Annotated in this window: 9 protein-coding genes; 8 read left to right on the top strand and 1 reads right to left on the bottom strand. The window is 48.5% G+C overall.

Going from position 1 to position 13749, the window contains the following annotated elements; genetic code table 11:
* Nucleotides 1-162: 162 nt before the first annotated feature.
* Complete coding sequence (locus tag H6F86_RS30455) at nt 163-1497, top strand: hypothetical protein (RefSeq protein WP_190455126.1); 1335 nt, start codon at nt 163-165, stop codon at nt 1495-1497.
* Nucleotides 1498-1561: 64 nt separating this feature from the next.
* On the opposite strand, the gene H6F86_RS30450 is transcribed toward H6F86_RS30455, so the two are convergent.
* The gene (locus tag H6F86_RS30450; protein ID WP_190455123.1) at nt 1562-3313 is read right to left on the bottom strand and encodes a hypothetical protein; all 1752 of its coding nucleotides are present in this window, start codon (nt 3311-3313) and stop codon (nt 1562-1564) included.
* A gap of 524 nt (nt 3314-3837) precedes the next feature.
* Here H6F86_RS30450 and H6F86_RS30445 point away from each other — a divergent pair.
* The 7 genes from H6F86_RS30445 (at nt 3838) to H6F86_RS30415 (ending at nt 13656) form a co-directional block, all read left to right on the top strand.
* Nucleotides 3838-4956, top strand: a complete 1119-nt coding sequence (locus H6F86_RS30445) for an esterase-like activity of phytase family protein (protein WP_190455120.1) — start codon at nt 3838-3840, stop codon at nt 4954-4956.
* A gap of 168 nt (nt 4957-5124) precedes the next feature.
* Complete coding sequence (locus tag H6F86_RS30440) at nt 5125-5715, top strand: chromophore lyase CpcT/CpeT (protein ID WP_190455117.1); 591 nt, start codon at nt 5125-5127, stop codon at nt 5713-5715.
* A gap of 25 nt (nt 5716-5740) precedes the next feature.
* A complete protein-coding gene (codA, locus tag H6F86_RS30435; RefSeq protein WP_190455114.1) occupies nt 5741-6994 on the top strand; it encodes a cytosine deaminase in 1254 nt (417 codons plus the stop codon).
* A gap of 307 nt (nt 6995-7301) precedes the next feature.
* Nucleotides 7302-9035 carry an ATP-binding protein gene (locus H6F86_RS30430; protein WP_190455111.1) on the top strand — a complete coding sequence of 578 codons (1734 nt, stop codon included), beginning with the start codon at nt 7302-7304 and terminating at the stop codon, nt 9033-9035.
* A gap of 810 nt (nt 9036-9845) precedes the next feature.
* Nucleotides 9846-10829: an RNA polymerase sigma factor, RpoD/SigA family gene (locus H6F86_RS30425; protein ID WP_190455108.1), complete on the top strand. Its 984-nt coding sequence runs from the start codon at nt 9846-9848 to the stop codon at nt 10827-10829.
* A gap of 361 nt (nt 10830-11190) precedes the next feature.
* Nucleotides 11191-12018, top strand: a complete 828-nt coding sequence (locus H6F86_RS30420; RefSeq protein WP_190455105.1) for a TylF/MycF/NovP-related O-methyltransferase — start codon at nt 11191-11193, stop codon at nt 12016-12018.
* Between the two features lie 12 nt (nt 12019-12030).
* Nucleotides 12031-13656: a methyltransferase domain-containing protein gene (locus H6F86_RS30415; RefSeq protein WP_190455102.1), complete on the top strand. Its 1626-nt coding sequence runs from the start codon at nt 12031-12033 to the stop codon at nt 13654-13656.
* Nucleotides 13657-13749 lie beyond the last annotated feature (93 nt).

Genomic DNA, 13749 nt, shown 5'->3' with positions numbered 1-13749 from the left:
GATCGCTACTTTGTGTTCACTCAAACGCTTTTGGGCACACTGAAGCTAAATAGTAACCGAAGCCGGACGCTCTTTAATGTCGTTATGAAGCAGACGGAATCGATCGTCCTGCAATGAAGTTACTGGCTAACAAACCATTCAATCGGCTCTTCCATAAACGTTATGTCTCGTCTTAATCAGCGTGCCTTCGAGATTCTCAAAGCTGAAATTTTACGCTGTAGTGCTGATGATCCTGTTGGGAAGGTGCAGCGAGATATTGCCCTGCGTCGGCTAGAACGGTTTCAGGCAAAACCAGGCGCTCCGTTGACGCTGGAAGACTTGCGGGACGCGATCGTCGACTTGTTTCCCGACTTTAGCGAAAAGGTTTTGAAAGCAGCAGCTCGCGCCAACTGCCCCTCTCCGACTGCAAATCGGTTTCGGCTAGCATCGGCAGTATTGGTTGGCATCGCGGGGCTAGCCGGAGGCGTTTGGATACTCAACCTGCCCTATCCCCCTATTCGCTGGACGGTAGCGCGAGTCGCACCGCTCGTGTTGATGCCCAGTTTCATCAGCATGGATAAAAACTATCGACAGGCGATCGCCACTACCGAGCAGGCAGACCAACTGGTAAATCGAGCCACCAGCGCCGCCGATTTAGAGCTGGGCACCACTAAAGTGCAAACCGCACAAAAAAGCTTGGATGCTTTACCTGTTTGGTTTCTAGGCTACTATCCACAGACGTACTGCGGCTTGTTTCAATGCAGTTGGCGCTTTACGCTTGATGAGTTTCAAGGTGCCCGTAAAGAGGTTGCCCGGATGGATGCCAAGCTGTTTCAGGAAAAGAATGCCCAAACGCAGCTCAATCAAGCCGACCAACTGCTGGGTAGTGCCAAGCAGCAGTATCAGGAAGCACCCAATACCGCTGAGCAGCAGGCAGCAATTGCCCAGTGGCAGCAGGCGATCGATCAGCTTCACCAAATTCCTGATCAGACTCTCGCGGCTCGTATGGCACTACCGAAATTGATGGCGTATGAGCGAGATTTTCAACAAGTATCAGGTTTGGCACTTGGCAGCACTCAGACAAGTAACTTAATTGAGGCAGCCAAGATCTTTGCCAAAACGGCTCAAGAGTTGAATTTAAAGGTTCCTCATGCCGAAATTGAGTGGGAGGAAAACCAAAAGCAGTGGGCAACCGCGATCGATCGCCTGAAAACAATTGACTTTAAAGACCCTGATTATCGGCAAGCTCAAACGCTGCTTGCAAATTATGAAAAGCGCTTCAGTTATGTACAGATTCGGCTGAAAACAGAGCAAGCATCCGTACAAGCCTTTAAGGAAGCTCAACAGCTACGAAACTATTTGCTTGACTCTACAGCCAATAATGCCAAAGCACTCAACCCTGCTCAAGCGAGACAACTACATAGAATCGCAGACAAGCTCAGAGAGGTAAAAGCGGGTACGACTGTGTACATCGATGCTAAAGGTATGCTGAAAGCGGCGGAAGCACGGTTGAAGTAGCACGTAAGGCAGAGGGCAGGTAACGTTTTGCCTTCTGCCTTACTCAGCAGTCCTAACTCAGCCTTTACTTAGAAGTCGGGTTCGCGTCGATGTAGCGAATCAACGCCTGGTATTTAGGAGCTGTTTTCGGATCTTGTCCGAGATATTCCAACACGCCCCACACCCCATATTTGTTTGGCGGGGCAATATCGTTGTAGTGGCTAAAAAGACCGCCACCTGAGGCTTTCCAATTGTTGAGATATTCGGTGTATAGGTCGCCCATGCGAGGATTGCGGTTGACATTAGTGTAAAGTTTGGTGATTTGAGGTTCGTAGCCCCCAAACTGGAAACTCGTGAGCTGTTGCCCCCCTTCGTACGCTTTAAGCTGTATCCCATATTTGCGAGCCAGCTTCGCATTAGAGACCATATCATCCTTAATTTTGCCTCTAATATCTGTCTGAAGAATATCGAGGACTTGATCCTCCGACATTTGGGCAATCTGGGCACCTTTCTCTCCATTCAGCAGCGTTTCTCTTCCGTCAAAGTAAGGAGCGATCGCATAAGTATCGGCGTGCTTATAAGCATCTTTCCAGGCAAGTATTTCATTGCCAGACCAGGTATTGACTGATTGCCCTGCCAACACACGATCGATGCGGCTCGTCCCACCCATCACGGTTTCAAAAATTTTGAAAATCTCGACTGATCGCTGTGAATAGTACTTTGTGCCAGCAAGGTATTGGTCGCGGTCTAACCCCAGCCGCACCCCTTGATCTCTCACATACCCCGCCTGTTCAAAACCAAAGTTCCAGACTTCATTCGAGTATTCGATATGAGCTTTTAACGAAGGATCGAGTTTGTCACGTACCAGCGTTGCAAATTGACGCACAAAGTCGTCACTCGCCCTGATGGGAATTGTGAACCAGGGATCAGCCTGTAGCGTATTGGCAAGCTGAATCATATGCTCCAGCGCCACGCCGTTTTCTACTGCCTGGGTCGCAGAAAGGGGTGTGGTGCGGTCAGACCAGTTGGCGAGCTTAGACCCATTTGCCTTCTGCCAATCCATAAAGCGGATGGACTTGAACCTGGACAGGGCTTTGAGAAACTGTGGGTTGAACGGTTGTGTCTGATAAGTTTTTTCGTGTCCCGGCATAATGAACCGGATATTTCGGACTGGATTAGCTGGATTCGTCTCACGCAGGTGAACAAAAAGGCCTTCAGTTTCAGTCGTCACCTTAAACACTGATCGACCCGGTGCTTCGCTCACAGTGGTCAGACCTTTGTTGCTCATTGCGCGAATCTCAATCTTCCCCTGCCCGTCATACAGCAGCGTGTAGTTTCCGGTAGGATAGCGTTGATCGCCATCAAGCACACCTGTCGTCGCATACTGCCCCAGTCGCAAAGACGCAACCCAACCCTCAGCGGTAAGTGCTAAGTCGCCGCCCTGTGCCCAACTCTTGCCCTCCGCATTGGAAAACCAGGGATGAGTGGTTTTAAACACGTCCACAAACGGGCGTTCTGCACTGTAGCTCGTCACGCCAGCCAGGTTGATACCCAGCGGTGAACGAGCATTCTCTTTGCTGCTGGTACGGGCACTGCCTGCTCCACTCCCAGCAATCATTGTCGCAACATTCGCCGCAATCGAGGGCATTGGGGCAACCGTTTGGGCAGTAACAGAAACGCTGCTGTTGGCGCTCGTACTGACGCGATCGGTGCTGGCAAGATCAGCCACTTGGGGCACAAACTTAGATGGATCAGCCAACGTTGCATTGATCTGGAGGAGCGTGCCAATCAGCACGACGCTGCTAATGCCATTGTTGTAAAGACTGGTTAGTTTCACGCGGCGGCTACATTCCCATTGAGTGTAAAAGTGCGATCAAAAATGCCGTACTCGGCACTCTGTTAAAGCGGCGGTCAGGTACATCAGCATGGGGCGCAACGATGCCCCTAATTAGCAGGCTTAGATGGCTTTGCCTTTAACATAGACTCACGTCCAACCTAAAAACCTGATGGCATCATGATAACCGCCTCATTAGGAACAGCCATCGGTAGTCTGCTCAACTTCTAGAAGTCTTGTTAAAAAGGCTCGGCTACTTAGGACTGGGAATTAAATAAGTTCGATCTTTGGTATGGGCGGGTTTTGCTGCCAAAGCCATGGCAGGATGCAGTTTGGTCTGCCAAATCCGCCCATACAGTTTGCGGGTTTATTAACTTCACGATCCTTAAGCGTAATCACACGCCAAACCCACCACAATCGCAAGATCCCTCATAATTCAGGTGTATCTATTGGTAAGCGAGAGGCAGACTGTGAGTGATCGACGATTCAATCTAACATCTTGTCTGCTAGCCCTCCTGCTGGCGCTCATGCCACTTTTAACAAGTTGCGACCTGCCGCAAGTCAGTGCCGAGGATCGGCTATTTTTAAATCTGTCAGTAGATTTTTTAGGCGACTATCAGTTACCAAAACAGCCTTTTAAGGGGACTCGCGTGGGTGGGTTATCGGGCATTACGTACGATCGTCAGCGCGATCGCTTCTATGCCCTTTCAGACGATCGCAGCGACTTTGCGCCCGCTCGTTTCTACACGCTCAAGTTAGATCTGGATAGTACGAAGGCTGAAGCGCTACGTATTAAGCAAGTGGCGATTGAGTCTGTTACGACAATTTTGGGTGAGGACGGCAAACCCTACCCCCAAGGCACGATCGACCCAGAAGGCATTGCACTATCGCCACTAGAAACCGTCTTTATTTCGAGCGAAGGTGTCACAAAGGATGGCATTCCGCCGTTTGTGCGCGAATTTGACCTTAGAACAGGGCAATGGAAGCGCAGCCTCCAGGTTCCCAAACGCTACAGCCCTGAGACAACAGATGATCAGCCGCCGCAGGGCGTGCAAGACAATCTAGGGTTTGAATCCTTAACGATCGCCTCTGGCAACTATGGCAAAACGGCAGTCGAACCGTTTCGGCTGTTTGCTGCGACTGAGTCTGCCCTGACGCAAGATGTTAGCGCGGCTGACCCAACGCAAGGAGCCAAAAATCGCCTACTCCACTACCTGCTGGAGGCTCGTCGAGCACTGTTGCTGTCGGAGCATTTATACCAACTTGACCCACCACCTGAGGGTGCCATTAGTCACGGTTTAACAGAACTATTAGCAATCGACCAGGGCGGACATTTCCTGAGCCTGGAGCGATCGTTTGGCTTGGAAGGCTTTCAGGTGAAGCTCTTTCAACTCGCACTGGGTAGCGCGACTGATATTTCGTCATTCGACACTGTGAAAAACACCTCACGCAGCACGGTAGCCATTCCTAAAAAGCTGCTGCTGGATCTCTCTTCTTTAAACGTGCCGCTGGATAATCTTGAAGGGATGACGATCGGTCCCCGTTTGCCTGACGGTAGCCGCAGCTTGTTACTGGTGAGCGACGACAACTTCCGCCAGGAACAGGTGACGCAGTTTTTGCTGTTTCGCCTGAAGGGTTTGGCTTAAGGGAGTCAGGAGTAGGGAGTAGGGAGCCAACTCATCACTTCAAACCTTCTTATCCTTACCCTGCCGCAAAGCGCTACTCAAAACTTTCCACTCCTCACTCCTCACTCCTTACCGAAAGAACAACGACGGCTTTAAGATAGTGTCAGTATTTTGGAGAGCACACGATCAATGACTCACTCCACTGATATCGCGACCCTGGGGCGTTGGATGGCAGCAGATTTTAGCAATCAAGCGCAAGCGTTTGAAAATCCGCCTTTTTTTGCCCACATCCGCGTTTGTATGCGTCCCTTGCCGCTAGAGCTGTTGTCAGGCGTGAGTTTGCTGGTGGAGCAGGCATATGATTATGCGCTGAACGATCCCTATCGAGTGCGGGTGCTGAAGTTGATGGCAACAAACGATCGCATCGAAATCGAAAACTACCGTGTGCACGATGAAGCACAGTTTTATGGCGCGACTCGCGATGTCAAACGATTGCCAACGCTCAAAGCTGACCACCTCGAAAAGCTGCCAGGGTGCAATGTGCGAGTGCAATGGACGGGACACAGTTTTAAAGGAGCGGTTGAACCCGGTAAAGCCTGTATGGTCATCCGTCGTGGTGTAAATACCTACCTTGATAGTGAATTTGAGATTGATGGCGAAAAATTCATTAGCCTCGATCGCGGACGTGATCCTGAAACTGATGAACACTTGTGGGGTTCGGTTGCAGGACCGTTTGAATTTGTGCGCTGGGCGAGCTTCGCAGACGAAGTTAAGGTGTAAACGCAGACGAAATTAAGGTGTAAAGATGTACGATTTGCTCCTGCGTCAGGGTCGCTTGCTTCAGAGAGATGGGACGATCGCAACAGTGGATATTGTGGTGCGGCAGGGGACGATCGTCGCAATTGAGCCTCAGATTGTAGAGCCTGCTACCCTTGCCCTTGACCTTCAGGGGCAGCTTGTGAGTCCACCCTTTGTCGAGTCGCACATTCATCTCGACTCAGCGCTGACGGTTGGCGACCCGCGCTGGAACCAAAGCGGTACGTTGTTTGAAGGCATTGAAATTTGGCGCGATCGTAAGCAAAACCTTTCACTAGAAGATGGCAAAGCCCGCGCCATTGAAACCCTAAAGCAGCAAGCCATGCTGGGCGTTCTCTTTGTCCGTAGCCATGCCGATGTCAGCGAAACCAGCCTCACCGCACTTCAGGCGCTTTTAGATGTCCGCGAAGCTGTAAAAGACTGGATGACGCTCCAAGTTGTTGCTTTTCCGCAAGACGGTATCTATGGTGGAGCGCAGAATGACAGCCTGATTGAGAAAGCAATGGAAATGGGTGCCGATGCTGTTGGTGGCATTCCTCACTATGAACTGACGCGAGAAGATGGGGTGAAATCAGTGCATCGCATTTTTGAGTTGGCTCAGAAATACGATCGCCTCATCGATATCCACTGCGACGAAATTGATGATGATCAGTCCCGCTTTCTCGAAGTGGTTGCAGCGGAGGCAATGCGTACTGGTATGGGGTCTCGCGTCACCGCCAGCCACACCACTGCCTTTGGTTCTTATAACAATGCCTACGCCTTCAAACTACTCAGCTTTCTTCGTCGCACCGAACTCAACTTCATCGCCAATCCTTTGATCAACATCACGCTGCAAGGACGCACGGACACCTATCCCAAACGTCGCGGTGTGACTCGCGTTAAAGAACTCTGGCAGCAAGGCACTAACGTCAGTTTCGGACACGACTGTATCCAAGATCCCTGGTATTCTCTCGGCACAGGCAATATGCTGGATGTCGCCTCTATGGGACTCCACGTTTGCCAGATGACAGGTACTGCCGAGATTGATGCCTGCTATGACATGGTGACGTGGAATGGTGCGAAAACGCTAAATGTGAGCGATCGCTATGGCGTTGAAGTCGGCAAACCTGCAAATCTAATTGTGCTGGATGCTCATGATCGTTACGATGCGATCCGTCGCCGCGCCACGGTGCGTTATGTCATTTCGCAGGGCAAGCTGCTGGCAAAAACAGATCCACCCAAAACTGACTGGCATGGTGCATAAAAGCATTTACCTTTAAGTTGCTCTCTGAAGCAATGACAGGCGCATTGATTGATTACAGACGCTCGTATACTGCCAACGCTGAGCTACTTCAAGTCGTTTAGTTGACATTCGTCCGATTCTGCAAAGAGTCGATTTTTTGCTGTGATAAGCGCGATCGCTTGCATTTAGCAAGCAAAATGGTACGCTTGTTTTACGTCATTAGTACATTTGCTTTAACCTGTCGGCTTTGAAAAAATGTTGCTTGATCGAGGTTAGGCAATGTCTGCTGCCTAGACATCGCTTGATCAGTGAAGTTTAGAGTAATTGAATGGCTCCAGAGCAACCACTCGGTTCCGTCGTTCAGGGTTCCCTTAGTCAGGGGCTAGAAGTCCGCTTACACCCCGATGTGTTTGTGGAAGATATGCGCGTAGGCAAGTTTCTGGTAGTGCAGGGGATGCGATCGCGCTTCTTTTGTATGCTCACCGACGTTTCTCTGGGTACAGGTAGTCCCCGCATTCTTGCCAATCCACCTGATCCCAACAGTTTTTTGCAGGAAGTTCTTGCTGGTACAGGCACCTTTGGCACGATCGCCTTGACGCCGATGCTGATGTTTACACCAGGAGAAGCAGTTAGCGATCGACCGTCAACCGTTAGCAACCGGAAAGCTGAAAGCCGAAAGCTAAAAGCTGAAAGCGCCGGTTCTTACACCGCTCAAACTAGTGCAGACATCGAACTGCTTCCAGTCAAAACAATCCCCGGTCACTTTAGCCAGGTTTATGATGCCAGCGAGCGAGACTTTCGGGCAGTCTTTGGGTGGGAGGATGACCCAAGTAGACGGAATTTTGCAATCGGGCAACCGATCGACATGGCAGTACCCGTTTGCATTGATCTCGATCGCTTTGTTGAGCGCAGCAACGGCGTCTTCGGCAAATCTGGGACGGGGAAATCGTTTCTGACGCGGTTACTGCTATCAGGCATCATCCGCAAACAGGCAGCAGTTAACCTTATCTTTGATATGCACTCCGAATATGGTTGGGAAGCCGCACGCGAAGGCAAGCAGTTCAGCACAGTCAAGGGGCTTCGACAACTTTTTCCCGGTCAGGTGCAAATTTACACCCTTGATCCGGACTCGACCAAGCGACGCGGCGTGCGGGACGCACAAGAGCTCTATATTAGTTTCGATCAGATCGACGTAGAAGATTTGATGCTGGTGCGGGATGAACTCAATCTGTCGGAAGCCAGTCTAGAAAATGCGATTATTCTTCGCAACGAGTTTGGCAAAGCCTGGATTAGCCGTCTACTAGCAATGAGCAACGGCGAAATTCAAGAGTTTTGCGAAACCAAAATGGGCAGTAAATCTTCAATCATGGCGTTGCAACGGAAGCTCAATCGTCTAGATGAGCTGAAGTATATTCGCCAGACCTGCCCGCATAATTATGTCGGACAGATTTTGGAGTCGATCGAAGCTGGTAAACACGTTGTCGTCGAGTTTGGCTCTCAGTCAAATCTACTGTCCTATATGCTGGCAACAAACGTGATCGCACGTCGCATCCACCATGCCTATGTTCGGAAAGCCGAACAGTTTTTACAGACCAAGAAGGTGAGCGATCGCCCGCGCCAACTTGTGATCACGATCGAAGAAGCGCACCGCTTTCTTGATCCCTCGACTGTGGGACAAACTATTTTTGGCACGATCGCCCGTGAAATGCGAAAGTATTTTGTCACTCTTTTGGTGGTCGATCAACGTCCATCCGGTATCGACAACGAAGTCATGTCTCAGATCGGGACTCGCATTACAGCGCTGCTTAACGACGAGAAAGATATTGATGCCATTTTCACTGGCGTTTCGGGCGCACAAAGCCTGCGATCGGTGCTGGCAAAATTAGACTCCAAGCAACAAGCTTTAATCCTGGGTCATGCGATCCCGATGCCAGTCGTCGTTAAAACTCGTCCTTATGATGAAACCTTTTACGCTGAAATCAGCGAACCTGCCTGGGAGGAACTGCCAGCAGCAGTAGTTTTCAAAGCGGCTGAAGCAGCCAAAGCTGACCTTGGTTTTTAAGCAGATAGCAAGCTCTGAATCATCATAACCGTCTCCTTATACCAGCATCTTCCTTCACTTCTTCACCCTTTCATCCCATCACCTCTTTACGCAGGTTGTAGCTGAACTCCTTTGACTCGTCTTAGAAAATAGTGACGGTGATGAATCTACTGGCAAAACTCGAACGTAAACCATTCAAGGGTGCCTTAAATCAAATGTACTCAACGACCTACCTGAAAGTGGTGCTACCGTTCGGTTATCCCTCTTATCTAGGACTGTTCAGAAGCAAACAATCAGGTCATCATAGGGTATGAAGCAATGTACCGCGCAGCAGCACAACGCAGTTAATATCCTGTTCAATCGTCTCCGAAACCTTAAGACATCTGGAGCTTTGTATGCGACTTAAGAGAGACTACTCACCCGGTTGGGTCATACTATAGGGCGAAACTAAAAGACTTTGGTTGCGTCTATAATGTAGGCTACGATCAGATGCAAAGTCATAATGATTCCGTCTTAGTGCTTCGGTTGCCGTCTAAACCTAGTCATTTTAAGTGTTCTGCTCAATAGTTAAGTGCTTTCGCATTAAGGAAATTGTTCTCTAACTAGTCGTCTTTAGTGAACTGAGAGCACTCTAATAGTGTTCTAGTTCTCCACTAAAAAACAAGTATCGAAAGCTAAAAGGCTTGACAGTCAGGTTAAAGACTCTAAACCCGAGAGAGTTGTCCTGATATAGAACGTTTGTCTCTAATGTCCTAACTGATGTTGCTTAGGGCGCTAAGTTTCGCTTCAGTCCTAGTTCCCTGTCCTTTGTCTACGGAGTTGTACGCATCCATGGCTACTGCCAATACCAAATCTAAAGCTACGAAGCCCACTTTTACGGCAGATATGGTTCGTACCTACCTGCACGAAATTGGTCGCGTGCCGATGCTGACCCATGAACAAGAAATTATTTACGGTAAGCAGGTGCAGCAAATGATGGCGCTGCATGAGCAAAAAGAGGTGCTTGCCCAAACGCTTGACCACGAGCCGACTGCTAAAGAACTCGCGGATCACGCTCAAATGAGTGAAGAAAGCTTCAAAGAGGTGATGCTGCGGGGTCAGCGGGCTAAACAAAAAATGATCGAGGCGAATTTACGCTTGGTTGTGTCGATCGCTAAAAAGTACCAGAAACGCAATCTAGAATTTCTGGATCTAATTCAGGAAGGCACGATGGGTCTGGAACGCGGCGTTGAGAAATTTGATCCCATGCGTGGCTACAAATTCTCAACTTACGCCTACTGGTGGATTCGGCAGGCAATCACGCGAGCGATCGCTCAACAGGCACGCACTATCCGTCTACCCATCCACATCACTGAAAAGCTCAACAAGATCAAAAAAGTGCAGCGTGAGCTGGCACAGAAGCTCGGCCGTAGTGCGACTGCGGCTGAGATCGGGGTTGCTCTAGAGTTAGAACCTGCTCAGATTCGAGAATATCTGACGATCGCACGTCAGCCCGTTTCTTTGGACCTGCGCGTTGGCGATAACCAGGACACCGAACTGCAAGACTTGTTGGAGGATGATGGTCCTTCTCCTGAAACCTACATGGCGCAAGAATCACTGCGTCAAGACTTGGAAACGCTAATGGCTGACCTAACGCCACAGCAACGGCAGGTCATTGCACTGCGTTATGGTTTGGAGGACGGTAACGAACTGTCTCTTGCGAAGGTTGGTGAACGCCTCAGCCTTAGCCGTGAACGGGTACGCCAGCTTGAGCGCCAAGCACTTGACCATCTGCGTCGCCGCAAAGCGAACGTGCGAGAATATCTCGCTAGCTAAACTATACGCTCATTAATAGAAGAGGGGGATAAGTGACATTAAGCATTTATCCCCCTTTTTTAGTAAGAGCTAATCATCTTGTAAGGTTATGGCATTCCCATACCCAGATGGCTGCTACAAGCGAACGTATGCCATAAACAACTTGTTCAGTCGGATGCTTGACCTAAGGATTGATTTAAACGGGATTAAGGAATAGTGTCTTACTGGAGTTATGATTTATTACAGTCAGCGTTAGATTCATCCTAAAGCCCTTGTAAGTTACTTGTTTCTGTTGCCGAGGTCGTAGACGTAGAAAGTACTTTAATAGTGCTGTCTTTGCTTAAAGTATTTAATGTTGCTTAGTCACTTACTAAAACTTCTTATGTTGCGCGATTATTTACCGAAGTTTTTGAGGAAAGTGCTTCAAGCGGATAGCGGCTCTGCGAGCGTAGAAGCTCCTGCCATTCTCACCACCGTTGAGCAGACTGAGGCTGAACCATTTACACAGCTAATGCCTACTACTGAGAGCACTGAAACTGAACAAATCATTCAGAAGATTCGTCCTTACAGTATGGTGCCAGATTCAGGTGTAGAGTTTCTGATCAAAGCTGTTCAATCTATTTATGAGCAGCAAATTGAAGGAGACTTTGTCGAATGTGGTGTTTGGAGAGGTGGCTGTGCTGCTGCGATGAAGCTAGCTGAACGGTCGTTACAGCCTCACTCACAACGATTACTTCATCTCTTCGACAGTTACGAAGGGTTACCCCCAGTCCAGCCGATCGATGGTCCAATGGCAGCAGGCTGGCAGCAAGCGGTTGATAGCCCATGGTATTTCGATAACTGCACTGCCTCCTTGGAAGATGTACAGCGAAACTTCAGTCAACTTGGGCTTTTAGACTCTGAAGTACATTTTTATAAAGGCTGGTTTGAGACGACTGTGCCCGAATTTGTGAAGGGGAAATCTGAAAGGAAGATTGCCATTCTTCGTCTTGATGGCGATTGGTATGAGTCAACCAAAGTATGCCTCGAAAACTTGTATCCCCTTGTTTCCGAGAAGGGTATTATCATTATCGACGACTATTATGCTTGGGATGGCTGTGCAGTCGCGGTACATGAGTATTTGGGCAGCAACGGTTTGAACCATCGCATCCGGTCAATACCTGACTTTTCGTCAGCCTATATCATTAAACAAGCTCATCGTGATGCTTAAGAACCTAAACTAATGCAAGGTTTCCATTACTATCTGCATCCGCATCCTAACAACCCACATTACATTGCTCGCTCGACAATTATTGCAGCTTTAGCAAAATTGGCTCCTACTCTTAAAGGGCGAATGGTAGATATTGGCAGTGGACATTCACGTGGGTATGAAGACTTATTTAAAGCCCATGTGGGTGAATATCTTTGCGTTGATCGGCAGTATGCGGAGAACGTTGATATTTGCGCAGATTGTTATGACGTACCACTACCTGATGAGTCAGTTGATACAATCCTTTCAACTCAAGTGTTGGAGCATTTAGATACCCCCGAGCGAATGCTTAAAGAAACCTATAGGCTTTTGAAGCCTAGCGGCAACCTTATCTTAACTGCTCCAATGGTTTGGGGCTTGCATGAAGAGCCTGTAGACTTCTACCGTTATACAGAATACGGCTTGCGCTACTTGTTGGAGCAAGCTGGCTATATCGATGTTGAAGTTCAACCACTGGAGGGGTTATTTGCAGTCTTAATTCAAATGTTGATTGATGAGTATCATGCTAGCTGGCTGACAAAACATCAAAACCTAGCTTCTTTTGGTATTGGAGCGTTAAATCGAGTTGCTCTGTGGCTAGATCAAGTCTTTCCAACACGACGACTTTGCTTGACTTATCTTGCTACAGCGACCAAATCAAAGGGAGAACCTAATGCGTCTTTACGATTACAGAGTATGAATCAACCTATACCTTCAGATTCTGCCACTCAAGCATCGTCCCTGTACGATCAAGCGTTTTTTGACTTGCTTTTAGAGGGGGCTCGGGGCTCAGCAAGGCAAGTCGTACCGATGATTCTAGAATGGCTCCAACCTCAAAGCGTTGTAGATGTAGGCTGTGGTCTTGGTGCTTGGCTATCAGTATTTCGGGAATTAGGCATACAGGACTATTTAGGGGTAGATGGCGACTATGTTGACCGTAGCCAACTGCAAATTCCTGTCGAAGCCTTCTCAGCAAAAGATTTAACTCAACCGCTTAGACTTGATCGACGGTTTGACTTAGCTATCTCTTTAGAAGTCGCTGAACATTTACCTGCTGAGTCGGCTAGTACCTTGATTGAGTCTCTAATCAAGCTGTCAGATGTCGTTTTGTTCTCAGCAGCAGTACCTTTTCAAGGTGGAACAGGACACTTAAATGAACAGTGGATGGGCTACTGGGTGAAGCTTTTTCAGCAATACGGCTATGTCGCGATCGACTGCCTGCGTTATCGCCTTTGGTCTAACGAGTATGTTCAACCCTGGTATATCCAAAATTCCTTACTCTTTGTTAAGTCTGAGCAGCTTGAGCATTATCCTCGTCTACCAAAACCTGATTTAGACACAGTACACTTTCCGTTAGAAGTAGTACATCCCAAAACCTATCAAAGTAGTCTGGGTTACTATACTGCTCCTCTAAAAGATCAAATTTCTCAAATGGAGGTGAAAGTTGAGGCTACTCAAAAGGCTCTCTTAACAGCACAAAGCGAGCTTATAGCTGCACAAAATGCCCTTTTAGAGGCAAAAAATGAGATTGCAGCTATGAAAACCTCTAAGTTTTGGCGCTTACGTATCTACTGGCTACGACTCAAAGAACAATTACTTAAATCCAAATCAGCTTCTTAAATCAGAAAGCTGATTCACTTGAAAAAGGTCTAAGAAGAAGACTAAAATAAATTTTATTTAAGTAGAGATTAGCCTTTCCTGGCTACTTTTCAA

Source organism: Phormidium sp. FACHB-592, assembly GCF_014695795.1.
Lineage (GTDB): Bacteria > Cyanobacteriota > Cyanobacteriia > Leptolyngbyales > Leptolyngbyaceae > Stenomitos.
This window is presented reverse-complemented; position numbering and strand designations above follow the sequence as displayed.